Below are 25,126 nucleotides of genomic sequence, written 5' to 3' on the forward strand. Positions count from 1 at the left end.
GCGGACGCGCCCCGGAGAGGAACTCCTTGTACCTGGCCCGTATCAAGCTCGACCCCAAGCGCAGCGCCGGCATGGAACAGTGGGCGGCCATGGGGAAGGCCGTACGCAGGGCGGTCGACCCCGACCCCGCGTCCGACGCCCGCGTCCTGTGGGCGCGCACCTCGCCCGCCACACTGGTGGTCAGCTCCGACACCGCTCCCGCCTGGGGCAAGGTCCCCGGCGCGGTCGCCGCCACGATCCACCCGATGCCGCGCCACCCCGAGGGCGAGACGATCCGGTGGGAGCTCATCTCCGCGCCCACGGGTCAGCGCGCACCGGAGTCCGCCGAGGGGGACGCGCGCCCGCGCGGCAAGCGCGTCCCCCTGCCGGAGGAGGAGTTCGAGGACTGGCTGGACGGCAAGTTCGGCGACGCCGTGGCCGTGACCTCGGCGAAGTGGAAGCACCTGGGCGGCCGGCCCGCCCGGTACCACTTCACCGGGACGGCCGAGGTGCGCGACAGCGACGCCCTGCAGGAGCTGTGCCTGTCCGGCATCGGAGCCGGCACGGCCACCGGAGCCGGCCTGCTCCTCACCGCCCCGCTGGCAGCGGAGTAGGCGCGGGTCCGGCCCCGGCCGCGCGGCCCGCACCGGCCCTTCGGGCGGTCCGGAGGCCCCTGCCGCCGGTCACCGCTCCCAGGCGCGTGCGCGCAGCAGGCGCAGCCCGTTGAGGGCCACGACGACCGTCGAGCCCTCGTGCCCGGCCACCGCCAGGGCCAGCGGCAGGGTGCCGACCAGGTCCCAGGTCACCAGCACCGCGATGAACGTTCCCGCCACGCACAGGTTGGCGACCACGAACCGGCGCGCCCGCCGGGACAGCGCGGTCAACCGGGGCAGGGTCGACAGGTCGTCGCGCACGATGATGGCGTCGGCGGTGTCCAGCGCCAGGTCCGAACCGCGCCGGCCCATGGCCACACCGGTGGTCGCGGCCGCCATCGCGGGCGCGTCGTTGACCCCGTCGCCCACCAGGAGGACCCGGCTGCCCGCGTCCTCCATCTCCTTGACCGCCGCGGCCTTGTCCTGGGGCAGCAGGTCGGCGCGCACGCGGGTGATGCCCGTGGCCCGGGCGATGCCGGCCGCGGTGGCCGGGTTGTCCCCGGTGAGCAGGTGGACCGGCCCGCCGGTGAGCGCGCCGACCTCCGCCACCGTCCGGGCGGCCTCCGCGCGCAGGGCGTCGGCGAGGACGATCCGCCCCGTCGTCCGCCCGTCCACGGAGACGACGACCCGCGTGCTCGCCGGTCCGCCCGGTTCCGTGGGGGCCCGTTCGACCCGGACGCGGGCACCGTCCACGTTCGCGCTCACCCCGACCCCGGGCAGGGAAGCGAAGTCCCGTGCCACGAGCCGGTCGACACCGTCCTCGTCGGCGCGGGCGCGGATGGCGTCGGCCAGCGGATGCTCGCTGTAGCGCTCCACGGCCGCGGCCAGCCCCAGGACCTCCGCCGCGGTCCGGCCCGGTTCGGGGACCACCTCGGTCACCCGGGGCTCGCCCCGCGTCAGGGTGCCGGTCTTGTCGAAGGCCACCACGTCGGTCCGGCCGATCTGTTCCATCACGGTGGCCGACTTGACCAGCACACCGTGGCGACCGGCGTTGGCGATGGCGGCCAGCAGGGGCGGCATGGTCGACAGCACCACCGCGCAGGGGGAGGCCACGATCATGAACACGATGGCGCGCAGCAGCGCGGCCTCGAAGTCCGCGCCCAGCAGGAGGGGGACGGCCAGGACGAGCAGGGTGGCCGCGACCACGAGGACGGAGTAGCGCTGTTCGACGCGCTCGATGAACAGCTGGGTCTCGGCCTTGGTGGCCGAGGCCTCCTCCACCAGCGTCACGATGCGCGCGATCACCGACTCCCCGGCCGGGCGGTCCACGCGCACGCGCAGGGCCCCGGTGCCGTTGATGGTGCCCGAGAGCACCTCGTCGCCCTCGCCGCGGGGGATCGGGACCGACTCCCCGGTGATGGCCTGCTGGTCGACCTCGCTGCGGCCGTCCAGGACCGTGCCGTCGGCGCCCACGCGTTCGCCCGGGCGGACCAGGATCGTGTCGTCCACCTGGAGTTCGCCGGTGTCGACGGTCTCCTCGTGCTCACCGCCGGGGGAGGTGCGCAGTCGGACGGCGCGCTCGGGGGCCAGGGTGAGCAGCGCACTGACGGAGTCGGCCGTGCGCTGGGTGACCACGGCCTCCAGGGCGCCGGACGTGGCGAAGATGACGATGAGCAGGGCCCCGTCGAAGACCTGGCCGATGGCGGCGGCGGCGATCGCGGCCACGATCATCAGCAGGTCCACGTCCAGGGCGCGCTCCCGTGCGGCGCGCAGTCCGGTGAGGGCGGGTTCCCAGCCGCCCGTGGCGTAGCAGGCGAGGAACAGGGCCCACCAGAGCCATGCGGGCGCGCCGAGCAGTTGGGCGGTCCAGCCCGCGAGGAACAGCAGTAGCGCGGCCAGGGCCCAGCGCACCTCGGCCAGGCGCAGGCCGGTCCGGAGCAGGGAGGGCGGTCGCACCGCGCCGCGAGGGGAGGGTGCGCGGGCGGGGGCGGTGGCGGAGGGGCTCATCAGGCGTCGCCCTCGGTGCGCGCGGTGCCGTCGGCGGGTGCGGTGGCCTCGTCCGCGGTGTCGCCGCCCGCGCAGCCCGGGGGCCGTCCAGCGGCACCCCCGGTGGAGGCGCCGGCCCCCCTGTCCGGCGCGACCCGGGCGCGGTGGTGGGCGGGTTCGACCTCCAGGGCGTGCTCGGCCTGGTAGACGGCGTCGGCGACCAGCTGGCGGGCATGCTCGTTGGCCAGGCTGTAGTACATCCGGTTGCCCTCCCGCCGACACGCCACGACCCGGCCCATCCGGAGCTTGGCCAGGTGCTGGGACACCGAGGGCCCGGGCTTGTCGAGGCGTTCGGCGAGCTCGTTGACGGAGAGCTCCCCGCCGCGCAGGGCGAGGATGATGCGGACCCGGGTGGCGTCGGCGAGCAGGGTCAGGATCTCCACCGCGTACTCGACGTAGGGGCTGTTCTCGTCGAGCCCACATCTCTTACTATCTGCGTTCATACGCAGATAGTAGACATCGCGCCAGGGGCGGGCAACCCGTCTCCCACCCGGATGCCGCTGCGGCGTCCGGGGCCAAGCGCGGGGGGCCGCTCCGAAATCCGGACGCGGTCCCCCCCGGCCGCCCGTGGACCCGCCCCCGAGCCGCCGTATCCGCTTCCGCCTTCGCCCGGTGGTCCTCTCCTCCCGGTACGACGACGGCCGGGGAGGAGTGAAGGCGCCCCTCCCCGGCCGCGTGGGCACCGGGCCCCTACAGCCGTGCCCTGATCAGTTCCTTGGCGCGTGCGGCGCGCTCGCGGTCCTGCTTCTGGACCTGTTCGAAGAACTCGACGAGTTCCTCGTCGCCGGAGTCCTTGGCGTCGCGGATGTAGCGCTCGATCGTGTCGCCCTCCTGGAGCACGTGGTACAGCACGCTCACCATGTCGTAGTGCTCGTCCCGAGTACGCAGCGCCTGTTCGGTGGTGTCGGCCATCATCCCTCCTTGTGCGTCCGTCGTGGGCCACACCTGGTCGGCTTCCCGATGGGGGCGGGACGAAAACGCCATGAGGGCGATTCCCTGTGCGAGGAGGGCACCGGTCGGCTCACCCCCGGCGCGGCACCTTCCGCGGGCGGGACCGGAGGAAGGGGCCCGCACGAACATGTCGTGTCGCTGACAGTGTGCGGGGAAGACCGGTCGATGAGCGCGTTACTGGTGATCCCGAGGCGGGCTCTCCACGGCGCGGATCGGCGTGGTCGGTGGATCGTGGGCGTCGTGCGCGGTCGCCGTGGCCGCCTACGGAGTGCCGCGGGCGGTCACGACCCGGTTGGGAACCCCGGCATGAGCGGTGACCGGGTGGCGATCGGGGCGGAGGGGCCGGCGGACGACAGCAGCGACCCGGCGGCGCGAGCCGGGGCCGACGGGGGATCGAGAGGAGTGCGTGATGACTGAGGCAGCCGATGTCGTGGTGATCGGGATGGGGCCCGGCGGTGAAGCACTCGCCGGACGTCTGGCGGGAGACGGTCTGGACGTGGTGGGGGTGGAAGCCGCGCTGGTCGGCGGTGAGTGCCCGTACTGGGGGTGCATTCCCAGCAAGATGATGGTGCGCGCGGCCGACGCGCTGGCCGAGACGCGGCGTGTTCCGCTCCTGGCGGGAACCTCGACCGTGGAGCCTGACTTCGCGCCGGTGGCCCGGCGGATCCGTGAGGAGGCCACCACGGACTGGGACGACACCATCGCGGTCGAGCGCTTCACCGACCAGGGCGGGCGGTTCGTCCGCGGGACCGGACGCCTGGTCTCCGCCGACACAGTCGCCGTACGCACCGATGACGGTACGGAGAGGATCCTGAGCGCCCGTGTGGGCGTGGTGCTGGCGACGGGGACCGCGCCGAGCGCGCCACCGATTCCGGGACTGGACGCCGTTCCGTACTGGACCAACCGCGAGGCCGTCAGCACCGAGCACGCGCCCGGGACCCTCTGCGTCATCGGGGGCGGCGCGATCGGACTGGAACTGGCCCAGGCCTTCGCCCGCTTCGGCACCCGGGTCACGGTACTGGAGGCGTTCGAACGGCTGCTGGGGCCCGAGGAACCCGAAGCGAGCGACGTGGTCGCCGGTGTGCTGCGCGGTGAGGGGCTGGACGTGCGCACCGGAGTGCGGATCACCGGGGTCGACCACGGCGCGCACGGATTCACCGTCCACACCGAGGACGGTTCGGTGGAGGCGGAGCGGCTCCTGGTCGCCACGGGCCGCCGCGCCGACCTGCGGTCCCTGGGCGTGGCGGAGATCGGTCTCGATCCCGCGGCCGGTGCGATCGAGGTGGACGAGCGGATGCGCGCCGCCCCGGGTGTGTGGGCGTTGGGGGACGTCACCGGCAAGGGCGCCTTCACCCACGTGTCCGTCTACCAGGCGAACATCGCCGCCCAGGACATCCTCACGCGCGGGAAGGGGCCCACCGCCGAGTACCACGCGGTGCCGCGGGTGACCTTCACCGATCCCGAGGTCGGGTCGGTGGGGCTCACCGGGGCCCGGGCGCGTGAACACGGCCTGCGGGTGCGCACCGGTACCGCGCGGCTGCCCTCGTCCGCTCGGGGCTGGATCCACAAGGCGGGCAACGAGGGGCTGGTCAAGCTCGTGGAGGACGCGGACACGGGTGTGCTCGTGGGAGCGACCGCCGTCGGCCCGTCCGGGGGAGAGGTCCTGGGCATGCTGGCCCTGGCCGTGCACGAACGCGTCCCGGTGGCGCGGCTGCGATCGATGATCTACGCCTACCCGACCTTCCACCGGGCGGTCGAGGACGCCCTGAACGACCTGTCCGAGTCGTCCGCGGGGTGACACACGGACAGGGCCCGGCGCAGGCGTACGCGGCACCGGTCGCGGACGAACACCGTCGAGCCGACGACGTACTCTGCCCGCTCGGAGGCGTGGTCGGGGGCCCGGCGGTTCGCGCCACCGGAGGCCCGGTGGCGTCCGCGGTCCGGTATCGGAGCCCGATATCGGCCTGGTGACATAGGCTGCGTCCGGAAGCGGGTTCGGGGAGGCGGGGTATGCGCGACTTCATCCGGGGGGCCGTGCGGCTGCACATCCTGCACCACGCCGCCGCGGAGGAGATCCACGGGGCGTGGATGATGCGTGAGCTGGCCGCCCACGGCTACGACATCAGCCCGGGCACGCTCTATCCCACGCTGCACCGCCTGGAGTCCGAGGGCCTGCTCACCTCGCGGCAGCAGGTGGTGGAGGGGCGCGTCCGCAGGGTCTACCGGGTCACCGGGGCGGGCGAGCGCGTCTTGGCCCAGGACCGTGCGGCTCTGGCGGAGCTGGCCCGCGAAGTGCTGGGCGTCCGGATTCCCCGGTGAACGCGCCTCACAGAGCCCAGAACCCGACCGCACTGGCCGCCACGACCACCGCCCAGGCGGGTGCCCGCCACACCGACAGGGCGACGAACGCCACAGCGGCCAGGGCCATAGTCCCAGGTGAGACCACACCCTGAACGAAGACCGGATCGTAGAGGGCCGCGGCCAGGATCCCCACCACCGCCGCTCCTGCTCCGGCCACCGCGCGCCGGGCGCGCGCGTCGGCGCGCAGGCGCTCCCAGAACGGCAGCACCCCCACGACCAGCAGTGCCGAGGGCAGGAAGACGGCGCCCAGGGCGGTGGCCGCGCCCAGCACAGGACTGCCCGCCACGGGCATCAGCGCGCCCAGGTAGGCGGCGAAGGTGAACAGAGGCCCCGGGACGGCCTGCGCCGCCCCGTACCCGGCCAGGAAGGACTCCTGGTCCACCGCACCGCCGCCCACGACCTCGGCCTCCAGCAGCGGCAGTACCACGTGCCCGCCGCCGAAGACCAGTGACCCGGCACGGTAGAACCCGTCCACCATGTCCACGGCCGGATCGGTGGTCAGCGCGGCCAGGACGGGCAGGCCCGCCGACAGGACGACGAACACCGCCAGGCATGCGACGGCGGTCCCGCGTCGCGCGGGGACGCTGCGCGCCTCCGCGTCCCCGTCGGCGGGCGCCGTGGTCGTCAGCCAGACCACGCCCAGCAGGGCGCCCAGGGCGATGGCCGCGACCTGGCTCACGGCCGAGGGCAGCAGCAGGACCAGGACCAGCGCGGCCACCGCGATCGTGGCCTGGCGTCGGCCCGCGGCCAGACTCCCGGCCATGCCCACCACGGCGTGGGCCACCACCGCCACCGCCGCGGCCTTGAGCCCGAGCAGCCATCCGGTCCCAGGGTCGGCACCGAGGACCCGCACGCCCAGGGCGAAGGCCGTCAGCAGGACCGCCGAGGGGAGGGTGAAGGCCACCCAGGCGGCGGCCATCCCGGCGTACCCGGCGCGGCGCAGGCCGATGGCCATCCCGACCTGGCTGGAGGCCGGGCCGGGCAGGAACTGGCAGAGCGCCACCAGATCGGCGTAGGCGGCCTCCGTGAGCCAGCGGCGCCGCACCACGAAGGCGTCGCGGAAGTAGCCCAGGTGCGCGACCGGCCCGCCGAACGAGGTCAGCCCCAGCAGCAGGAAGACCCGGAAGACCTCGCCGGCCGTGCCGTGCCCGCCCGTGGCCCGGCCGCTCACCGACGCCCCGTTCCCGCGCCCGCCGCGGCCCGGTCGGGAAGGGTCGGCCACGCGGCCGCCGCACCCAGGGGATTGTCCACAGTCCGACTCCTTCGAGCGGGAGAGCCAGCGTCGGTCACGCCCTCCGATATCGTCCGACGATATCGGAGGGCGTGCGGGCGGCGCGGTCCCCGGTGGTCGGGTTCCGAGGCCACCGGGCGTGGCCGCGGACCGCGCTCAGACGGTGATCTCCAGTTCCGCCAGAAGCGCGCGGACGCGTGCCTCGACCTCGTCGCGGATCGACCGTACCGCGGTCAGGTCCTGGCCGTCGGGGTCGTCCAGGGTCCACTCCTCGTAGCGCTTGCCCGGGAAGATCGGGCAGGCGTCCCCGCAGCCCATGCTCACCACGACGTCGGCGGCGCGGACCACCTCGTCGGTCCAGGGCTTGGGGAACTCGGTGGCGATGTCGATGCCGACCTCCTTCATCGCCTCCACCGCGGACGGATTGACCTCCCGGCCCGGCTCGGATCCGCCCGACCACGCGATCGCGCGGTCCCCGGCCAGGTGCCGGAAGAATCCCATCGCCATCTGGCTGCGTCCGGCGTTGTGCGTGCACAGGAACAGCACACCGGGGCGCCCGTCCTCCACCCTGTTCTCGACCCGCGCCAGCGCGCCCAGCCGCTGCCGGGCGAACCGTTCGGCGAGCAGCGGCAGGAACTGGGCGATGGTGGCCCGGTCCGCGAACTGGTCGTGGCTGGAGTGCAGGAACCGTTCGATGGTCTCGGTGTTGAAGACCCCCGCGAACTCCTCTGCGAGCCGGCTGGAGGCGACCTTCAACGCGTACTGCTGGTCGACGGTGAACTGTCGGGGCCGGGTACTCATGGCGTTCCTTCCGGGTGGACTGCGGGCGCGAGCCGCTCGACGCGGTCGCTGATCTGGGCGAAGGCGTCCTCGAACGCCTCATCGGTGCTGGTGCGCACGGGGTCGGGGACCGACCAGTGCAGCCGGTCGCGGGTACGCGGCAGCTCCTCGTGCGCGTTGTCGCAGACCGCCACCACCAGGTCGTCGCGGCGCAGCACGTCCGCGACGTGAGCGGTGCGGGCGGCCTCCAGTCGCAGGCCGTGGCGGCGGGCGGTGGCGACGGCCCTCGCGTGCACGCCTGCGCCGGGGTGGGTCCCGGCCGAGGCGGCGGGGACGGCGCTGTGGTGCCGCCACAGCGCGGCGGCCAGTTGTGAGCGGGCCGAGTTGCGGGTGCACACGAACACCACGCGTGGGGCGCGCACCAGGAAGGACGGGATCAGCGCGTCGAAGCACCCGGGCCGTAGGCGGATGTAGACGCGCCGGTGGTCGGCCTCGGAACGTTCACGGGTGATGACGCCGGCCTCGGCCAACACACGCAGGTGGTGGGCGATGAGGTTGGAGCGCATTCCCAACCGCTCGCCCAGCTCCGAGGGCGAGGCATCCCCGGCGCACAGGGCGTCGGTGACGGCCAGGCGGGCGGGATCGGCCAGGGCGGCGTGGAGCGCGGCCCGACGCTCCCACGAAAGCTCAGTGTTCATTGACTCATTATTCGCTGAGTGAATGTGCCGGGGCAAGCGTGTTCACCGCTTCGACCGGGTTTGTTCCCCTGGTGGTCGCGATGGCGGTGGCGGCGCCGTACGGGGCCGCCCCACTCGGGTGGCGCCGAACGCTCAGTGCGCGCAGGTGTGTCGGCGCGGCCGTCGCTCTCGGATTCCGAAGCTGATGACAGTGGGTCGAGGGACCGGCTAGGCTGGCTCCGGCAGTACGCCTAAGGAACTTAGGTGTGTAGGTGCGGGCGCGAGTGCGGAGAGCCCCGAGGTCACGGCGCACGGCGGACCCCGCTCGCCTCCGGCCCCTCGAACCGAGCACGGGGAAACCATGGGAAGCAAGAGCACGCAGGACCGGGCACGCGCACGCCGCGAGGCCGTCGAGCAGCGGCGACAGGAGGAACAGCGGCGGAGCACGCGGCGGCGCCTGCTGTGGGCGGGCGGTGCCGGAGCCGCCGCGCTGGCGGTCGTCGCCGCTGCCGGCTGGTTCGTCACCACGAGGAACGAGCCGGCGCACGGGGCCGGAGTGGAGGAGTTCACCCACGTCCACGGCCTGTCGATCCCGACGTGGGCGCCGGACGATCCCCTCCTGGCGACCCACGAAGGGCTCGTCGCCATCGACCCGGAAGCGGAGTGGCGCGTGGTGAGCGATGAGCTCCACGACTTCATGGGCTTCACCGCGCACCCCACGGACGAGGGCGTGCTCTTCTCCAGCGGCCACCCCGCGCCGGGCAGCGGGCTGAGCAACCCGGTCGGTTTCATGGCCAGCGAGGACGGCGGCGCCACCTGGGAGGTGCGCTCGCTGGAGGGCGAGGTCGACTTCCACGCGATGACCGTCGGAGCCGGGGGAGACGCCGTCTACGGCTGGTTCGACACCCTGTACCGCAGCGCCGACGAGGGGCATACCTGGGAGCGGGTGGACGCGCCCGCTCTGGCGGAGGCCCAGGGAGCGACCTCCCTGGCCGGGCATCCGGACGACCCCGACGGGGTGTGGGCGGGCACCCAGGCGGGGCTGTTGCGCAGCACCGACGGCGGTCAGAGCTGGGAACCGGTCCTGGAACGGGGGCCGGTGAGCGCCGTGCACGTCGACCCGGCCGACCCCGAGCGGATGCTCGCCTACACGGCCGCGAGCGGGCTGATGGAGAGCACCGACGGCGGCTCCGAATGGACCGGACTCGGCTGGACCCTGGGCGAGGACATGGTCGGCCACCTGGCCATCCACCCCGAGGACCCCGACACGGTGTACGCGGGGACCTACGGCGAGGGCGTGTACCGCAGCCAGGACGGGGGCCGGACCTGGGAACCGCTGGCCGAAGGCGGAGTGGCCGGCCGGCACTGACACCCCGGCCGCGCCCGTCGTGCGGGGCCGGTCCGCTCGGGGCCGAATCCGGTGAGGCACCGGGGAAGCCCGCATCCGGCCCAGCCCGGGAGGAGCCGCGCCGCCGGTACGCTGCGGGGGAGGTCGTACGCGAGGAAGACCCACAGCGGAAGATCGACATGGAACGGTGAGCGGAGGCAGGCGTCGTGCAGCGGTTCGGTGAGCTGGAAGCCGCGATCATGGAAGTGGTGTGGGGCGCGGGGGACTCGCTGCTGGTGCGCGAGGTCCTCCACCGGCTCGACCGTGACCCGGTCCCGGCCTTCACGACCGTGCAGACGGTTATGAACATCCTGCACGGCAAGGGCTGGCTCGAACGCGACCTGGACGGCCGCGCCTACCGCTACCGGGCCACCGCCACGCGCGAGGACTACGTCGCCGGTCTGATGCGCCACGCCCTGGACGAGACCGCGGACCGGGGCGCCGCGCTCGCCCGCTTCGTGGACGGCATGGCTCCGAACGAGCTCGCCGAGCTGACGGAGCGCCTGGCCGCGGCGCGGACCAGGAACGCCGAGCGTGAAGGGGAGAGCACGTGAGCGTGCCGTTCGTCCTGGCGGTCCACACGGTCGTCGGCGCCACGGTGCTCGCGCCGCTGCTCGCCCGCGCCGCCTGGGTGGAACGTGCTCCCCGCCTGGCCCTGCTCCTGTGGCAGGCGCTGACGGTGTCGACCGTGTCGGCGGCGGTCCTGGCGGGCCTGGCGGTCGCCGTGCCCGTCATCCCTCTGGCCACGGACACGGCTGAGCTGCTGCGGATGTGTCTGATGATGCTGCGCGCCGTCTACTCCACCCCTGGCGGGGCGCTCGCCGCCACCGCGGGACTGCTCATCTCCGTGGTGATCGCCGGGCGGTGCGCCTACGGGGTGGGCGCCGCGTGGGCGCGGGCGCGGCGGGAACGCCGCGACCACCTGCGGGTCCTGGCCATGGTCGGCACCGGAGACGAGCGCCTGGGCGCGACGATCCTCGACCACGGCGCCAGGGCCGCCTACTGCCTGCCGGGGCGGGGCGGCCATGTCGTACTGACCAGTGCCGCCCTGGCCGCGCTGGACGGGGCGGGGCTGGACGCGGTGCTGGCCCACGAGCGGGCCCACCTGCGCGGACGCCACCACCTGCTGGTCGCGCTCACCCGCGGTGTGGAGCGCGCCTTCCCCTTCGTCCGGGCGTTCGCGCTCGCACGGACCGAGACGGCCAGACTGGTCGAACTGGCGGCCGACGACTCCGCCGCCTCGGCCACGGACCGGCTGACGGTCGCCGGAGCGCTGCTGGCCCTGGCGGGGGGCGGATCTCCCGTGCGTTCCCCGGCGCCCGACGCGGTCCTGGCCGCGAGCGGATCCGCCGACGGACGGCGGGTGCGCCGCCTGATCGACGGGCGGACCGGTCTCGAGTCGCGGTGGGTGGCCCTCGGCGCCGTCGCGGCGGTGGCGGCCGCGGCCCTGCCGTTCACGGTCGCGGCGGTCCCCGTGCTCGCCATGGCGGTCGCGGACTGCTGCCTCCCGTCCTGACGGCGCCGAGGGCACGGAGACGGCCCGCTCGCTTCGCCTCGCGCGTCCACGGGTGCCCGCGTTCGTTCACGTCCTCGCGGGGGCGGTCACGTGTGATCGCGGAGGCCTCGTCCTACCATGCGTGGAGTGGGCCGGTGCGTGCCCGGCGGCGCGGCCGTCGTCCGTGTCGAGGTCGTCCGGGCGTTCCACGCGCCACCGACGCCCCTCGTGTCGACCCGGTTCGCCGCGCTCCCGGGCCCCGGTGAATCCGGTGTGCCGCGTGGGCACAGCGCTGTCGTTGCATTGGAGAACGCACCATGTCCCACACGACTCCGGATCCGGACGAGCCGGTCCGAACCGTGGCCAATGTCGAGCAGTCCGAGGCGTGGAACGGTGACGACGGCCGCCACTGGGCGGCCCATCGCGAGCACTACGACGCGATGCTGGCCCGATACACCCCGCGCCTGCTGGAAGCGGCGCAGATCTCGCCGGACCAGCGGGTGCTCGACATCGGCTGCGGTGCGGGAGTGACGACGTGCGCCGCGGCCCGGACCGCCCGCGACGCCGGGGCCCTGGGCGTCGACCTCTCGCGGCCCCTGTTGGCGCAGGCACGGCAGCGCGCCGAGGACCAAGGACTGGACAACACGCGCTTCGAACGGGCCGACGCCCAGGTCCACCCCTTCCCGCGTGCGGCCTTCGGCGCCGCGATCAGTCGTTTCGGCGTCATGTTCTTCGCCGACCCCGTCGCGGCGTTCGCCAACATCGCCCGGGCCCTGACTCCTCGGGGGCGGCTGGCCTTCCTGTGCTGGCAGCCGCCGCAGAGCATCGAATGGTCCCTCACGCTGCGCGCCGCCCTGGCCCGTTTCGTCGAGCCGCCGACGCCGGGGACCGACGGCCCGGGGCCGTACTCCCTCGCCGAACCGGGGCGGATCCGGCCCCTGCTGGAGGAGGCCGGCTTCACGGGGATCGCGATCGAGTCCGCTCACGAGCCCGTCACCCTGGGAACCGACGTCGCGGACGCGATGGCCTTCGCCGAGGACATGGGGCCGGTGCGCAACCTCCTGTCCCAGGTCGAGCCCGCGCAGCGGGCGGCGGCCCGCGACTCACTGCGCGAGGCCCTGGCCGCGCACCGCACCGCAGACGGTGTGCGCGTGGGATCCGCCGCCTGGCTCGTCACCGCGCGCCGCGGCTGACCCCCGGCCGGGTGGCGGAGGGGAGAGGGCGCCCGGGGCGTCGTGGTCCCCGTCGGTGGCGCCGCGATGCCCCTGCCCGGCCACGGGCAGGGGCATCCGGTGCGGGTGGATGACTCATACCTAAGGACCTTAGTTTCCTAGGTAGGATGCCCGGACGCGGTCACCGGAACGCCTGACCGCACACCACGAGACGACGACCCGCCGGTCCGGACGAGGTCACGAGGGAGCTGGGGGAGACCATGCCCGTATGGCTTCGGCCGATCGAGTTCCGCGTCGAGGGACGCGACCGCCTTCGTCCGCTGACCTGGACCGCTCTGGGCGGGCTCGTGCTGGGCGCCGTGATGGCGGTCTTCGGCCTGCCGCCGGTCGACGTCCACGGGCCGCTGCACTACCTCGGGATCATGGATCCCCTGTGCGGCGGGACCCGCTCGGTGTGGGCGGCCATGAGCGGTGATCCCGCCACGTCCTGGCGGTACAACCCGCTCGGGATCGTCCTGGTCGCCGGGGCGGCGGGCACCATCGTCAGATTCGTGCTCGGTGCGGTGACCGGTCGCTGGATCAACGTCCGCGTTCGTTCGTGGGAAACGGTCGTCGCGGTGGGCAGCACGCTCTTCGGCGTACTGGCGGTGCGGCAGCAGATGAACGCCGACCTGCTGAGCTCCCCGCCCGGTTCGTTCTCCCCGGTGGGTCCCCTGCTGAACGCGCTGCCGGTGCTGGTGATGCTCGTCTGGCTGAACGTCAGGCGCCGCCGGATGACGGCCGCGAACACACGCCGCTGAGACCGGCTCCGGACGTCCGCTCACCCGCCCGAGGACACCGCGCCCGGCAGGGCGGGCCACCGGAACCGGGTACAGGCCGGTGCATCCCGGACCCTGCGCGCGGGGGCGCCATCACCTACGATGGCGGGCCGTCCGCACCGGTCTCCTCCGCAGGGACCGACGTCCCGCACCGCCACGTCCGCGCAGGGCCCCACGAAGGAGAACAGAACCCATGACCGGCCGTATCCTCCTGCTCGGAGCCACCGGCTACACGGGCGGCCTCGTCCTCGACGCCCTCCTGGGCCGCGGCGCGCGACCGACCGTGGCCGGACGCGACGCCGACGCCGTGGCGGCCCTCGCCGAACGATCCGGTGGGCTCGACCACGCGGTCGTCGACGCCACCGACCCCTCCACCCTGCGCGGGCACCTGCGCCCCGGCGACGTCCTCGTCACCACCGTCGGACCCTTCGAACGCTACGGACACCACGTCGCGCGGGCCGCCGCCGACGCCGGCGCCCACTACGTCGACTCCACCGGCGAGGTCGGCTTCGTCCGCGCCCTGCACGAGCGCCACCACCGTCGCGCCCGCCAGACCGGCGCGGTGATGCTCCCCGCCTTCGGCTACGACTACGTCCCCGGCATCCTCGCCGGAACCCTCGCCGCCCGCCAGGCGGGCGAGACCGCCCGTGCTCTCGACATCGGCTACTTCGTCGCCGGCCCGCTCCGGAACGGGACGAGCCAGGGCACCCGCGCCACCATGCGCGACGGCCTGACCCTGCCGTCGGTGCGCCGGTCCCGGCACCGGCTGGTCGAGGAACGCACCGCCTCCCGCGTCCGCGGCTTCACCGTCGGCGGCCGCCGCACGTCGGCGTTCCTGGTCTCCGGCACCGAAGTGCTCTTCCTGCCCGAGACCTGTCCCGCGCTGAGCGACATCACCGTCTACAACGGCTGCTTCCCCGCTCTCAGCCACCCGATCTCCCTGCTGACCGCCGTCGCCGACGCCGTGAACCGCGTGCCCGGCGGCCGCGGGCTGACCGAACTCCTGACCCGCCCGCTCGCGGCCGGCCCGCCCGGCGGCCCCGACGCCACCGCACGCGCGCGCACCCGCAGCCATGTCGTCGCCCTCGCCTCGACCGGTGCCCCGGACGGCGCGCCACTCGCCGAGGTCCACCTCGAAGGCCCCAACCCCTACAGCCTGACCGGCGCACTCATCGCCTGGGCCGCCCATCGCCTCACCACCGGCTCCGACGCCACGCCGGGCGTCGTCGGACCCGTCGACGCCTTCGGCCTCGACGCGTTCCGCGACGCCTGCGCCGGGATCGGACTCGCTCCCGCCTGATCCACGGCCGGACGGCGGCGGCCGGTGCGGGCACAGCGGAGGCCGCGGCGGCGACGGCTCCGTCGCCGGGGGCCACCGCCGACGGCCGACGCCGGTCGGGAGTCGGCGACGGCCCCCGGCGGGTTCCGGGACGCCCTACGCGCCGTGCGGGGAGCCGGGTGTGCCGGGCTCACCGGTGTCGTCGGCGGTGCCGGTGGCGCTCTCTGCCAGCCACGCGTCCCAGGAACGCTGCCAGTAGCCCCATCCGTTGTCGACCTCGAGTTCGCGGTCGGTTCCGGTGACGACCAGCGGATCGCCCATGTAGGAGTTCTCGTAGAACCACTGGGCGTCGGCGGTGGACAGGTTGGGGCACCCGTGGCTGAGGTTGGCCTCGCCGAGCCGGTCGTTCCACGGTGCCGCGTGGGTGAACTCGCCGCTGTCGGAGAAGCGGACGGCGTACTCGACCTCGATCTCGTAGCCCTCCTCGCTGTCGACCGGAACGCCCACGGTGGAGGAGTCCATGACCAGGTCCTCGTACTTCTCCATGGTGAGGTGGACGCCGCTGGTGGTGGTGTAGCGCTCGACGTCGGCCTTGCCGATGCTGGTGGGGAAGTCCTTGACCTGCTCTCCGTCGCGCTCGACGGTCATGCGCTTGGTGTCGCTGTCGATCGTGCTGATCTGGGACCGTCCCACGGTGAATTCGAGCCGGTGGTTCTCGATGCCGTAGACGCCGTCACTCGCCTGCACCCCGGCCAGGCGGAGGTCGACGGTGACGTCCTGTTCGGGCTGCCAGTACTCCTCCGGGCGAAAGACCGCGGTCCGGTCGCCGAACCAGTTCCAGGCGCCCAGCACCGGTTGCTCGGAGAGCACCTCCATCGCCGACTCCACCCGCGCCTTGTTCTGGACGGGCAGGTCGAAGTTGACGATGACGGGCATGCCCACACCGACGGTCTGGCCGCTGATGGGGAAGTTCGACTGCAGTTCCAGGCGCCGGCCCGGCGTCGCGGCGAGCGTGGAGAACGCGTGGGTGGCCTCGGCGTGCTCCCCGTCGTCGGTCTCGGCGGTGGCGGTCACCGTGATGTCGGCGCCCGGAAGCAGTGTCCAGTCGCTGGTCCACTCGGTCTCGTCGTCGTTGAGGGATCCGGTCATCTCGTCGGGGCCGGAGCCCTCCTGCCCGGCCGTCGTGACCCGTACGTCGGTGAGGGTTCCTCCTTCGGCCTCGACGACGACCGGCAGGTCGGGGCGCACGTCGGACGCGCCGTCCTCAGGGGTGATGCGGACGGTGACCGGATCGGACGTGGCCTGCGGCTCCTCCTCGGCCGAGGTGTCGGCCGGGGGTGCCGAGCACGAGGTCGCGCCCAGCACGCCCAGGGCGAGCAGGCCGAGTGCGAGGCGTCTCTTCGGGTCGGCGGGGAAGGTGCCCATGATCGTGGATGCTCCGTGTGCGGTTCGGGGACCCTCGTTCCGGGAGCGCGGGGTGTGCCCGGAAGGAGGTCGGGACGTGGGGACGGATCGCGGCGTTCGAGCTGCGCGGTGGCCCGGGTCGTGGGCGTCGACGGTGTCCGGGGCCCGGCACGGACAGGACGTCCGTTCCCGCGACCGCGGTGCGCCGCCGCGCGGGGCGGGCCGGGGTGCCGGGTTAGACCCGTTGCACACAGAGTGAGATGAGCAGTCGTGTCCCGCTCCACGGCACGGCCGCGGTGCCCGACGGCTGTGACGGGACCGCGCGGACCGAAGGTGCTCGCAGCGGGGTCGTGCCGGTGCCGGTGCCGGTGCCCAGGCCCAGCAGTACGGCCCCCGCGACCGCGGGCGCGCGCTGGTCGACGCTCGCGCCCGCCTCCGACGGGCAGGGATGGCGGTGCTGTTCGGCCGCGCCGTCGGACGGGGCGGAGCCGACTCCCGCTGACGACGCCGAACCGACGCCTGTGGCGGCCCCGTCCGCTTCCGCCGCCGAGGCGGACTCCATGGCACCGGCGGCGCAGAGGACGTGGGCGGCGAACAGCAGCGACAGCAGCAGGGCCCCGGTCCTGGGCCTCCGACGCCGCTTCCAGATCATCGCCAACACAGCACAAATCCTACCCAAAGGGACCGGCGTCGCTCTCGGTTCCGTAGCCGGGACGCCCTCGGGCAGGGCCTCCTCGGGGCTCCCCGCGATCGCCCCCTGGTCCACCGCCGGTGCTGTCGTCCAGGCGCGGGTCCGCGTGTCGGGGCAGCCCCGTCTCGTGCGGGCGCACGGCACGCACCACCTCGGTTACTCTGCACACACCGGCCCCGTCCTTCTGGGGATCGGTCGGCCCGCCGTCCACGACACCACCACGGAGGAGCCCCGGTGAGCGCCTGCTGCAACCCCGGTGACCAGGACCCCACGCCGGAGGAGGGCCGAGTCGGCCGCATCGCGCTGGCCGTGATCCTCACCATCGGCGCCGCGACCCTGACCACGGTCGGCGTCCTCGTCCTGGGATGAACGACGGACGTGCCCGCTTCGGCCGCGCCGTCCGCACGGGTTCTCCCGGGAGGGCGAAGCCGCCGTCGTCAGCGTGGGCGCACCGATCAGGCACGGACCCGATGGCATCCTCGTGGCGAGCAGGCCGGGAAGGCGGTACCCGCCGTCGGCGACGAACACTCGGAGGCCACCGTGTCGCGCCCCAACACCCTCGCCGTCGACTTCGACGGTGTCATCCACGCGTACTCCAAGGGCTGGCAGGACGGCACCGTCTATGACGCCCCCGTACCCGGTGCCATCGAAGGCCTGCGCGCACTCATGGACGAGTACGCCGTGTTCATCCACACCACCCGGCGTGCGGACGACGTCGCCGCATGGCTGATCGACCAGGGTTTCGACTGTCGCACCGGGTACGAGGGCGATGTCTGGAACGAGCGGGGCGTCCTGCTGGTCACCGACCGCAAGCTGCCCGCCGTCGCCTACCTCGACGACAGGGCCGTCCGCTTCACCTCCTGGAGCCAGGCCCTGGACGACCTGCTCCCCTGACTCCGACGCGCTCACCAGGCCGGACGTGTGACGACCGGCCGCCGGAAACGGGTCGGGCACGCGGGCCCGGTGCGTCAGAGCAGACTCTTCAGGTAGGACCCGGTGCGGCTGTCCGGGGCCGCCGCGACCCGCGAGGGCGTGCCCTGCACGACGATCCGGCCGCCCTCCGAACCACCGCCCGGCCCCAGGTCGATGACGTGGTCGGCGGTGGCCACCACCCGCATGTCGTGCTCGGCCGCCACCACGGTGGCGCCCGCGCCGACGAGGTCGCGCAGACGGCCGAGGAGGACGTCGGTGTCGTGGGGATGCAGTCCGGTGGTGGGCTCGTCGAGCAGGTAGACCGTGTCGGCGACGCGCCGACGCTGGAGCTCCGTGGCGAGCTTGATCCGCTGGGCCTCGCCGCCGGACAGCTCCGTGGCGGGCTGGCCCAGACGCAGGTAGCCCAGACCGACGCCGCAGAGGGTCTCCAGGGAGCGCCGCACCGACGGCTCCTCGGTGAAGAACCCCGCCGCCTCCTCGACCGACATCGCGAGTACGTCCGCGATCGTGCGCCCCCGGTACCGTACCTGGAGCGTGTCGTCCTTGTAGCGCGTGCCGTCGCACGTCGGGCAGGGGGCGTAGGTCGTGGGCAGGAACAGCAGCTCCACCGACACGAACCCCTCTCCCTCGCAGGTCGGGCAGCGTCCCCCCACGACGTTGAAGGAGAACCGGCCGGGCCCGTAGCCGAGCGAGCGGGCCGCCTCGGTGGCCGCGAACAGCTTGCGCACCGTGTCGAAGAGCCCGGTGTAGGTCGCCAGATTGGAGCGCGGCGTCCGACCGATGGGCTGCTGGCCGACCCACACCACCCGGCCGCGCTGCGCGGCGCGGTCCGCGATCTCCGCCAGCAGGGAGGACTTGCCCGAACCCGACACCCCGGTGACGGCGGTGAACACGCCCAGGGGGATGTCGGCGTCCAGCTCCCGCAGGTTGTTGCGGCGGGCTCCCCGCAGTTCCAGGTGCCCGCTGGGGGAGTGGGTGACGTGCTCCGGCAGGACGTCGTGGAACAGGTAGCGGCGGGTCACCGACTCCCGGACCCCGCCCAGCCCGGACACCGGGCCGCTGTACAGCACGCGACCGCCGTGCTCGCCCGCCTGCGGACCGACGTCGACGATCCAGTCCGCGCCGCGCACGATGCCCGGGTCGTGCTCGACGAAGCACACGGTGTTGCCCCCGTCGCGCAGGCGCCGGAGAATCCCGGTGAGCGCCTCGCAGTCGGCCGGGTGCAGACCGGCGGAGGGCTCGTCCAGGATGTAGACCACCCCGAAGAGCCCCGTGCCCAGTTGGGTGGCCAGCCGAATCCTCTGGAACTCCCCGGTGGACAGGGTCGGTGCGGGCCGGGCCACACTCAGATAACCCAGGCCCAGTTCCGCCAACACCTCGACCCGTGCCGTGATCTCCCCGACCAGCGCGCCGGCCGCACCCGTGTCATCCCGCCAGGGGCGGAGCAGGGCGACGAGTTCGGTCAGGGGCAGCGCCGCCAGTTCGGCGATGGTGCGCCCGGCGAAGGTGACCCGCAGCGCCTCCTGCCGCAGCCGCCGACCGCCGCATTCCCCGCAGGTCCGGTCGACCATGAACTCGGCCGCCCTGCGCCGCCGGGCCTCACTGGCGGAGGACGCGTACGCCTTGAGGACCAGCCTCCGGGCGCTGCTGTACTTGCCCTGGTAGGGGCGGTGGACACGGCCCGCCTCGCGCACCGGGTGGACGGTCACCACGGGCTGTTCCTCGGTGAACAGGATCCAGTCGCGCTCGGCCTGGGCCAGCTCGCGCCAGGGCCGGTGGATGTCGTACCCGAGGGTGTCGAGGATGTCGCGCAGGTTCTTGCCCTGCCAGGCCCCCGGCCAGGAGGCGACGGCCCCCTCGGCGATGCTCAGCCCGGGGTCGGGCACCAGCGACCCCTCGGTCACTTCGTGCTCGACCCCCTCACCGTGACAGACGGGGCAGGCGCCGGCCACGGTGTTGGGGGAGAAGGAGTCGGAGTCCAGGTGCTCGGCCCCGGGCGGATAGGTGCCCGCCCGGGACAAGAGCATGCGCAGCGTGTTGGAGAGCGTGGTCAGGGTGCCCACGGTGGAGCGCACCGAGGGAGCGGTGCGCGGCTGCGCGAGCGCCACGGCCGGCGGCATCCCGGTGACGTCGTCCACGTCCGGGGCCGGGAGCTGCTGGAGCAGCCGCCTGGCGTACGGTGCCACCGACTCCAGGTACCGGTGCTGGGACTCGGCGTAGAGCGTTCCGAAGGCCAGGGAGGACTTCCCCGACCCGGAGACCCCGGTGAAGGCGACCAGGGCGTCGCGGGGCAGCTCCGTGTCCACGTTCTTCAGGTTGTGGATGCGGGCGCCGCGCACCCGGATGCGGTCGTCGTGGTTGTCCATGGAACCAGCATGACCCGGTCACGGCGCCGGAACGGACCCAGGGGCCGTCCGTGTGCGGCACGCCACGGCACCCGCCGGTCCACCCGGCGCCCGTCCGGGCGGGCAGAGCACCCCCACCCGGCTCCAGGCCGCGGCTCCGTCGCCTCGGCCTCCTCCTCGTCGGGAGACGTGGCGCGTCAGAGGGTTCCGGAGCGCCATTGGACGTGGTCGGGAACGACGTCGTCGACGCGCCAGCCCAGCTCGGAGTCGACGGCCACGACGCCCTCCACCCTCCTGACCCGGCGGATCAGAGTCTGGGCGTCGCTCCGCTTGTCCACGACGCCCGACAGCCGCACCACCCCGTCCTCGACCGAGACGGACGGCTCGTGGACGCGTACGGGCCGCAGGGCCTCGTCGATCTCGTTCTGGGCCTCCCGCGCGATGGCGTCGTCCTCCCTGAAGAACACCGACAGCAGGTCCCGTCGGCTCACGATCCCGAGCAGCCGCCCCTTCTCGCCGACGACCGGGAGCTGCTTGACTCCGTGCCGCTCCATCAGCCGGGCGGCTCGGGCCGCACCCGCCTCGGGGGACACGGTGAAGGCGGGACTCGTCATCAGCGCGGACGCGTTCCTGGCCGCGGCCTTGTCACTCGCACTCCCTCCAGGGCCCAGGTGGGCCCTCAGCCGGGCGCGCAGGGGCGGCTCGTAGTCCCCTCCCACGAACTCCTCCTTGTGGAGCAGGTCCGCCTCGGACACCACGCCGACCACGCGCCCCTCGTCGTCGGTCACGGGTAGCGCGCTCACCCGGTGAGCGACCAGCGCCTCGACGACCTCCCGGTAACCGGTGTCCTCGGTGACCGAGAAGACCTCGGTCGTCATGACGTCGCGAACGGTGTTCATCACGGGCTCCCCTCGTGTCCCGGCCGCCCGGACGGTGGCCGGGCGGCTCGGTCGGCGCGACCGGCCAGGGCGGGAGTACCCCGCCGGGCCCGGCAGCGCGTCCACTCCCAGTCTGGCCCGCCGGAGTCCACCGGCCCAGGGCCCTGGGCCCCGCTCCCGGCGGGCACTACGCCCCTCCCGGACCGGGGCGCTCCACCGTCATCGGCGCGCCGCCGCCGTTCACCCGGCGTGCACGATCATGACCGGGCACGGCGCGTGGTGCAGGAGTCCGTGGGCCGTCGCTCCCAAAGCCAGGGCCGGGAGTCCGTGCAGTCCGCGCGCGCCGACCACGAGGAGGCGGGCCCCCTGCGCCGCGCGAGCCAGGGCGGGCACGGGCGCCGACTCCACGGTCTCCGCGTCGACCGGGACGTCGGGGTACTTGGCGAACCAGGGTTCCAGGTCCTGGCGCAGTGCCTTCTCCTCGCTGGCGCGCATCGCGCCGAGGTCGTAGGAGACCATCATCTGCGGCGGCGGAATGAGCGGTTCCCAGGCCCGGAGGACGCGCACGCGGGCCGAGCCCGTGGATGCCGCGTCGAAGGCCGCGGCCAGTGCCTTCTGCCCATGCGGGGATCCGTCGTCGCCGACCACGACGACCGGTTCGCCCTCCGTCTCGGGTTCGGGGCCGACCACGACCACCGGAACGGGCGAGTGCGCGGCCACACGGTAGGCCACCGATCCCGCCTTCAGCCCGGGGAAGCCGCCCCGGCCCCGCAGGCCGACGACGACCATCGCCGCCTCTCCGGCCCGGTGCAGCAGTGCCGCCGTCGGCGCGTCCAGGACCGAGGTCTTCTCGACCTCCAGGTCGGAAGCCACGGCCAGGGCCCGATCGTGTGCCTCGTCGAGTATGCGGTCGAGGCTGACTCTGAGGTCCTGCTCCCGCCAGGCGAACGCCGCCTCGGCGGTGTACATGGTGAACGCCGTCAGCAGGAGGAGGCGCAGGCCGCGCCGGTCCGCCTCCGCGGCGGCCCAGTCGACCGCTTTGAGTGCCGTCTCGGATCCGTCCACCCCGACCAGGATCGACCTCTTCATGGGAATCCTCCCCTTCCGGATCTCTCAACTCCGATCCTGCTCGCCCGGGCCCGCGCCGTCACCGGTCCGAAGTCCCCGATCCGTGGGCCAAGGTCCCCGGACGCGCGGTCGCCCCCGCCTTCCCGGCGCCGCGGAGGCCGGGAGGTGAGGGGGCATGGTGACCGGCCCCAACGCCCCTTCGGCCGAGGACGTCCGTGCCTTGGCGCGGGCGCTGGAGCGGGGCAGGCTGAAAGGAACGAGGAGTCCCGCGCGGCGCGTGTGCGGAGGATCCCCGCACCGTGACCCACCGGCGCGGGATGCCCGGGAGGCGTACGCCGTCGCCCGTGCCGTGCGGCCGGGCCGATGCCACCCAAGTGGTGGGGGAACACCTCGCGGGGGCGGCCCGGCACGTGCCCGGACGCGGGGGAGCGGCCATAGGCCCCGTCCGGGTGCGACTTCCTGCCCTGCCGCGAGTGCGTCCTCCGACGCACAGTGGACGGTATGGATGCCATGGATTCTGAGGAGCGCGGGTCCCGTCCGCTCCTGACCGCTCCGGTCGCTCTGTTCGCCGTGTGCCTGACCGGGTTGGTGGTCGGCGGGGCCCTGCGCGTGTCGGGACTCGTGGTGGCCTCCGACACCGCCTGGCTGGTGGCGACCGCCGTCGCCGCCGTCGCCTCGGCGTGGTGGGTGCTGCGGGGGCTGCGGCACCGCGAGGGGGGCGCCGACGTCATCGCCCTGCTGGCACTGGTCGGCGCCGTGCTCGTGGGAGAGCTGGCCGCGGGCGCGATCGTCGCCCTCATGTTCACCGGAGGCCGGCTGCTGGAGGACCGGGCGGACCGGCGCGCCCGCCGGGATCTGAGCGACCTGCTCTCCCGCGCCCCCCGTACCGCGCACCTCGTCGACGGCGACCAGGTGGCCACCGTCCCGGCCGAACAGGTGCGCCCCGGCGACCTCCTGCTGGTCCGGCCCGGGGAGACCCTGCCCGTCGACGGCCGTGTCACCCGGGGACCGGCCGTGGTGGACGAATCGGTGGTGACCGGCGAACCCCTCCCGGCCGAGCGCGCCGTGGACGAGGAGGTGCGCGGTGGCACCGTCAACGCCGGCGGCCCCTTCCGCATGCGCGCCACGACCGACGCCGGGCAGAGCGCGTTCGCCGCGATCGTCCGACTGGCCCGTGAGGCCCAGGCCCGCACGGCGCCGTTCGTGCGCATGGCCGACCGCTACGCGGCCGTCTTCCTCCCGGTCACCGTCGTGATCGCGGGCGCCGCCTGGTGGCTCTCCGGCGACCCCGTGCGCGCGGTGGCGGTCCTGGTGGTGGCCACGCCGTGCCCGCTCATCCTGGCCGCGCCCATCGCCTTCACCTCCGGCATGTCGCGGGCGGCGCGTCGGGGGGTGATCGTGCGCGGAGGCTCGGCCCTGGAGCGGCTGGCCGATGCCCGGGTGCTGCTCTTCGACAAGACCGGAACCGTGACCGAGGGGCGGCCCCGGCTGAGCCGCACGGCCGTCGGCCCCGAAACGTCCCCCGACGAGGTCCTGCGCCTGGCCGCCTCGCTCGACCAGGTCTCGCCGCACGTGCTGGCCACGGCGATCGTGCGCGCGGCCCGTGAGCGCGGTCTGCGCCTCGAACAGCCCGAGGAGACGGCCGAGGAACTGGGGCAGGGGATCGGCGGCACGGTCGGCGGACGACCGGTCCGCGTGGGCAAGGCCGCCTGGGCCGGAGAGGGCGCCGCCGAGCCCGACTGGGTGGCCCGGGCCCGCGCCGAAGGGGCCCGGGACGGGGCGGTGACCGTGTTCGTCGGTGTCGACGGACAGCTGCGCGGAGTCCTGCTCCTGCGCGACCGGCTGCGCGCGGACGCACCCCGCACGCTGCGGCTCCTGCGCCTGGCGGGCATCGAGAGAGCCGTCATGGTGACCGGGGACCGGGGCGAGGTCGCCGAGCGGGTCGCCGCGTACGTGGGCGCGGACGCGGTGCACGCCGAACAGTCGCCCTCGGACAAGGTGGACGTGGTGCGGGCCGAGAGCGGGCACGCCGCGACGGTCATGGTCGGTGACGGCGTCAACGACGCCCCCGCCCTGGCCGCCGCGGGGGTGGGCGTGGCACTGGGTGCCCGGGGCTCGACCGCCTCATCGGAGACCGCGGACGTCGTGGTCACCGTGGACCGTCTGTCCAGGGTGGCCGAGAGCCTGGCCATCGCCCGCCGCACCCGGGTGATCGCACGCCAGAGCGCCGGCGCCGGGATGCTGCTGTCGGCGGTCGCGATGGTCGTCGCCGCGATCGGTCTGCTGCCCCCGACGGCGGGCGCGCTCACCCAGGAGGCGATCGACGTCGTGGTGATCCTCAACGCCCTGCGGGCCCTGACCGGCGGTCGCCGCGGCCGCGTGCCGGAGCTGCGCGGTGACGACGCCGAGCTCGTGCGCGCACTGGAGGAGGAGCACTCCCGGCTGTGGCCGCGGATCGAGGCGCTCGTACCCGCGGCCGAGCAGCTGGCCGGCGGGGGGCCGGACACGGCCGCGACGGCGGCCGGGCTCCGCGACTTCCTCGACGACCTGGCCGTGCACGAGGAGCGGGACGAGCACCTGCTCTACCCGCGGGTCGCCGGGGCCCTGGGAGGGCCCGAGACCACCGCCACGATGAGCCGGGGGCACAAGGAGATCGAGGATCTGTCGCGGCGCCTGCGCATGGCCCTGGACGAGGCCGCCGGAGCGCCCGGTGACGGCCGGGCTCAGCGGTACGCGGCCCGTCTGGCCATCGAGCTCCACGCCGTCCTGCGCCTGCACTTCGCCCAGGAGGAGGAGAACTTCCACGTCCTCGCCGACCCCGACCGGGGCGTCGGGGACGACGAACGCCGTCCCGGCGGGTCCCGGGGTTCAGCTTCGGCCGGGGAGAGCGGAACCGGGACACGGGGTGAGACCGGAACCGGGACGCGGTGGTAGCGCAGCGGTGGTAGCGCAAGGACCGGCGCCTGCCGCGGGGGAGGGCCGGCGACCGGTGCGTCCCCGCGGCGGGACGGACCGCCCCCGGACATCGGAGGGGACCG

Annotated in this window: 23 protein-coding genes; 12 read left to right on the forward strand and 11 right to left on the reverse strand. The window is 74.1% G+C overall.

Features of this window, described 5'->3' with window-relative positions; translation table 11 throughout:
* Positions 1-26: 26 nt before the first annotated feature.
* Entirely contained in the window at positions 27-593 is a 567-nt protein-coding gene (locus M1P99_RS22860; RefSeq protein ID WP_304454629.1) for a type I-E CRISPR-associated protein Cas6/Cse3/CasE, read from the forward strand.
* A 69-nt stretch (positions 594-662) separates the two neighbouring features.
* On the opposite strand, the gene M1P99_RS22865 is transcribed toward M1P99_RS22860, so the two are convergent.
* From M1P99_RS22865 to M1P99_RS22875, 3 genes are all read right to left on the reverse strand, one after another.
* The gene (locus M1P99_RS22865; RefSeq protein WP_304454630.1) at positions 663-2,579 is read right to left on the reverse strand and encodes a heavy metal translocating P-type ATPase; all 1,917 of its coding nucleotides are present in this window, start codon (positions 2,577-2,579) and stop codon (positions 663-665) included.
* A complete protein-coding gene (locus M1P99_RS22870) occupies positions 2,579-3,061 on the reverse strand; it encodes a metalloregulator ArsR/SmtB family transcription factor (protein ID WP_304454631.1) in 483 nt (160 codons plus the stop codon). The genes M1P99_RS22865 and M1P99_RS22870 overlap by 1 nt, the downstream gene beginning before the upstream one ends.
* 247 nt (positions 3,062-3,308) lie before the next feature.
* The gene (locus tag M1P99_RS22875; protein ID WP_304454632.1) at positions 3,309-3,530 is read right to left on the reverse strand and encodes a hypothetical protein; all 222 of its coding nucleotides are present in this window, start codon (positions 3,528-3,530) and stop codon (positions 3,309-3,311) included.
* A 448-nt stretch (positions 3,531-3,978) separates the two neighbouring features.
* Here M1P99_RS22875 and M1P99_RS22880 point away from each other — a divergent pair, with 448 nt between their 5' ends.
* Positions 3,979-5,367, forward strand: coding sequence for an NAD(P)/FAD-dependent oxidoreductase (locus M1P99_RS22880; RefSeq protein WP_304454633.1), 1,389 nt, complete (start codon positions 3,979-3,981; stop codon positions 5,365-5,367).
* A 212-nt stretch (positions 5,368-5,579) separates the two neighbouring features.
* Complete coding sequence (locus tag M1P99_RS22885; RefSeq protein ID WP_304454634.1) at positions 5,580-5,888, forward strand: PadR family transcriptional regulator; 309 nt, start codon at positions 5,580-5,582, stop codon at positions 5,886-5,888.
* Between the two features lie 7 nt (positions 5,889-5,895).
* Here M1P99_RS22885 and chrA read toward each other — a convergent pair whose 3' ends face one another.
* The 3 genes from chrA to M1P99_RS22900 all read right to left on the reverse strand — a co-directional run bounded on the left by chrA (position 5,896) and on the right by M1P99_RS22900 (position 8,639).
* Positions 5,896-7,101 carry a chromate efflux transporter gene (gene chrA / locus M1P99_RS22890; RefSeq protein ID WP_304455806.1) on the reverse strand — a complete coding sequence of 402 codons (1,206 nt, stop codon included), beginning with the start codon at positions 7,099-7,101 and terminating at the stop codon, positions 5,896-5,898.
* Between the two features lie 216 nt (positions 7,102-7,317).
* Entirely contained in the window at positions 7,318-7,962 is a 645-nt protein-coding gene (locus M1P99_RS28680) for an arsenate reductase ArsC (RefSeq protein ID WP_369696570.1), read from the reverse strand.
* Positions 7,959-8,639 carry a helix-turn-helix domain-containing protein gene (locus M1P99_RS22900; RefSeq protein ID WP_304454635.1) on the reverse strand — a complete coding sequence of 227 codons (681 nt, stop codon included), beginning with the start codon at positions 8,637-8,639 and terminating at the stop codon, positions 7,959-7,961. Before M1P99_RS22900 ends, M1P99_RS28680 begins: the two co-directional genes overlap by 4 nt.
* A 340-nt stretch (positions 8,640-8,979) precedes the next feature.
* On the opposite strand from M1P99_RS22900, the gene M1P99_RS22905 reads away from it, so the two are divergent.
* The 6 genes from M1P99_RS22905 to M1P99_RS22930 all read left to right on the forward strand — a co-directional run bounded on the left by M1P99_RS22905 (position 8,980) and on the right by M1P99_RS22930 (position 14,790).
* Positions 8,980-9,987 carry a F510_1955 family glycosylhydrolase gene (locus tag M1P99_RS22905; RefSeq protein WP_304454636.1) on the forward strand — a complete coding sequence of 336 codons (1,008 nt, stop codon included), beginning with the start codon at positions 8,980-8,982 and terminating at the stop codon, positions 9,985-9,987.
* A gap of 185 nt (positions 9,988-10,172) precedes the next feature.
* Positions 10,173-10,559, forward strand: a complete 387-nt coding sequence (locus M1P99_RS22910) for a BlaI/MecI/CopY family transcriptional regulator (protein ID WP_304454637.1) — start codon at positions 10,173-10,175, stop codon at positions 10,557-10,559.
* Complete coding sequence (locus M1P99_RS22915) at positions 10,556-11,521, forward strand: M48 family metalloprotease (RefSeq protein WP_304454638.1); 966 nt, start codon at positions 10,556-10,558, stop codon at positions 11,519-11,521. The genes M1P99_RS22910 and M1P99_RS22915 overlap by 4 nt, the downstream gene beginning before the upstream one ends.
* Before the next feature lie 296 nt (positions 11,522-11,817).
* Positions 11,818-12,693: a class I SAM-dependent methyltransferase gene (locus M1P99_RS22920; RefSeq protein WP_304454639.1), complete on the forward strand. Its 876-nt coding sequence runs from the start codon at positions 11,818-11,820 to the stop codon at positions 12,691-12,693.
* A gap of 239 nt (positions 12,694-12,932) precedes the next feature.
* Positions 12,933-13,472 carry a DUF2752 domain-containing protein gene (locus M1P99_RS22925; protein ID WP_304454640.1) on the forward strand — a complete coding sequence of 180 codons (540 nt, stop codon included), beginning with the start codon at positions 12,933-12,935 and terminating at the stop codon, positions 13,470-13,472.
* Between the two features lie 211 nt (positions 13,473-13,683).
* Complete coding sequence (locus tag M1P99_RS22930; RefSeq protein ID WP_304454641.1) at positions 13,684-14,790, forward strand: trans-acting enoyl reductase family protein; 1,107 nt, start codon at positions 13,684-13,686, stop codon at positions 14,788-14,790.
* Between the two features lie 135 nt (positions 14,791-14,925).
* Here the strand turns inward: M1P99_RS22930 and M1P99_RS22935 are convergent, their stop codons facing one another.
* Both M1P99_RS22935 and M1P99_RS22940 read right to left on the reverse strand, forming a co-directional pair.
* Positions 14,926-16,194: an Ig-like domain-containing protein gene (locus tag M1P99_RS22935; protein WP_304454642.1), complete on the reverse strand. Its 1,269-nt coding sequence runs from the start codon at positions 16,192-16,194 to the stop codon at positions 14,926-14,928.
* A gap of 214 nt (positions 16,195-16,408) precedes the next feature.
* Positions 16,409-16,834, reverse strand: a complete 426-nt coding sequence (locus tag M1P99_RS22940) for a hypothetical protein (protein WP_304454643.1) — start codon at positions 16,832-16,834, stop codon at positions 16,409-16,411.
* A gap of 264 nt (positions 16,835-17,098) precedes the next feature.
* Between M1P99_RS22940 and M1P99_RS22945 the strand changes: the two genes are divergently transcribed.
* Complete coding sequence (locus M1P99_RS22945; protein ID WP_304454644.1) at positions 17,099-17,233, forward strand: hypothetical protein; 135 nt, start codon at positions 17,099-17,101, stop codon at positions 17,231-17,233.
* A gap of 171 nt (positions 17,234-17,404) precedes the next feature.
* On the forward strand, positions 17,405-17,758 hold the full coding sequence (locus tag M1P99_RS22950; RefSeq protein ID WP_304454645.1) for a hypothetical protein: 354 nt from the start codon (positions 17,405-17,407) through the stop codon (positions 17,756-17,758).
* A 74-nt stretch (positions 17,759-17,832) separates the two neighbouring features.
* On the opposite strand, the gene M1P99_RS22955 is transcribed toward M1P99_RS22950, so the two are convergent.
* The 3 genes from M1P99_RS22955 to M1P99_RS22965 form a co-directional block, all read right to left on the reverse strand.
* The gene (locus M1P99_RS22955; RefSeq protein WP_304454646.1) at positions 17,833-20,163 is read right to left on the reverse strand and encodes an excinuclease ABC subunit UvrA; all 2,331 of its coding nucleotides are present in this window, start codon (positions 20,161-20,163) and stop codon (positions 17,833-17,835) included.
* Positions 20,164-20,339: 176 nt separating this feature from the next.
* On the reverse strand, positions 20,340-21,041 hold the full coding sequence (locus M1P99_RS22960) for a CBS domain-containing protein (RefSeq protein ID WP_304454647.1): 702 nt from the start codon (positions 21,039-21,041) through the stop codon (positions 20,340-20,342).
* A 219-nt stretch (positions 21,042-21,260) separates the two neighbouring features.
* Positions 21,261-22,109, reverse strand: a complete 849-nt coding sequence (locus M1P99_RS22965) for a universal stress protein (RefSeq protein ID WP_304454648.1) — start codon at positions 22,107-22,109, stop codon at positions 21,261-21,263.
* A 480-nt stretch (positions 22,110-22,589) separates the two neighbouring features.
* Here M1P99_RS22965 and M1P99_RS22970 point away from each other — a divergent pair, with 480 nt between their 5' ends.
* Entirely contained in the window at positions 22,590-25,022 is a 2,433-nt protein-coding gene (locus M1P99_RS22970) for a heavy metal translocating P-type ATPase (protein ID WP_304454649.1), read from the forward strand.
* Positions 25,023-25,126: the final 104 nt, after the last annotated feature.

This window comes from Nocardiopsis sp. YSL2 (assembly GCF_030555055.1).
GTDB lineage: Bacteria > Actinomycetota > Actinomycetes > Streptosporangiales > Streptosporangiaceae > Nocardiopsis.

Excerpts from the sequence above, each read along its gene's own strand:
- M1P99_RS22865 (WP_304454630.1), bottom strand. The coding sequence starts at position 2,579 with ATGAGCCCCTCCGCCACCGCCCCCGCCCGCGCACCCTCCCCTCGCGGC.
- M1P99_RS22925 (WP_304454640.1), top strand. The coding sequence starts at position 12,933 with ATGCCCGTATGGCTTCGGCCGATCGAGTTCCGCGTCGAGGGACGCGAC.
- M1P99_RS22930 (WP_304454641.1), top strand. The coding sequence starts at position 13,684 with ATGACCGGCCGTATCCTCCTGCTCGGAGCCACCGGCTACACGGGCGGC.
- M1P99_RS22935 (WP_304454642.1), bottom strand. The coding sequence starts at position 16,194 with ATGGGCACCTTCCCCGCCGACCCGAAGAGACGCCTCGCACTCGGCCTG.
- M1P99_RS22965 (WP_304454648.1), bottom strand. The coding sequence starts at position 22,109 with ATGAAGAGGTCGATCCTGGTCGGGGTGGACGGATCCGAGACGGCACTC.
- M1P99_RS22880 (WP_304454633.1), top strand. The coding sequence starts at position 3,979 with ATGACTGAGGCAGCCGATGTCGTGGTGATCGGGATGGGGCCCGGCGGT.
- M1P99_RS22905 (WP_304454636.1), top strand. The coding sequence starts at position 8,980 with ATGGGAAGCAAGAGCACGCAGGACCGGGCACGCGCACGCCGCGAGGCC.
- M1P99_RS22920 (WP_304454639.1), top strand. The coding sequence starts at position 11,818 with ATGTCCCACACGACTCCGGATCCGGACGAGCCGGTCCGAACCGTGGCC.
- M1P99_RS22960 (WP_304454647.1), bottom strand. The coding sequence starts at position 21,041 with ATGAACACCGTTCGCGACGTCATGACGACCGAGGTCTTCTCGGTCACC.
- M1P99_RS28680 (WP_369696570.1), bottom strand. The coding sequence starts at position 7,962 with ATGAGTACCCGGCCCCGACAGTTCACCGTCGACCAGCAGTACGCGTTG.
- M1P99_RS22900 (WP_304454635.1), bottom strand. The coding sequence starts at position 8,639 with ATGAACACTGAGCTTTCGTGGGAGCGTCGGGCCGCGCTCCACGCCGCC.
- M1P99_RS22870 (WP_304454631.1), bottom strand. The coding sequence starts at position 3,061 with ATGAACGCAGATAGTAAGAGATGTGGGCTCGACGAGAACAGCCCCTAC.
- M1P99_RS22875 (WP_304454632.1), bottom strand. The coding sequence starts at position 3,530 with ATGGCCGACACCACCGAACAGGCGCTGCGTACTCGGGACGAGCACTAC.
- M1P99_RS22970 (WP_304454649.1), top strand. The coding sequence starts at position 22,590 with ATGGATGCCATGGATTCTGAGGAGCGCGGGTCCCGTCCGCTCCTGACC.
- M1P99_RS22955 (WP_304454646.1), bottom strand. The coding sequence starts at position 20,163 with ATGGACAACCACGACGACCGCATCCGGGTGCGCGGCGCCCGCATCCAC.
- M1P99_RS22885 (WP_304454634.1), top strand. The coding sequence starts at position 5,580 with ATGCGCGACTTCATCCGGGGGGCCGTGCGGCTGCACATCCTGCACCAC.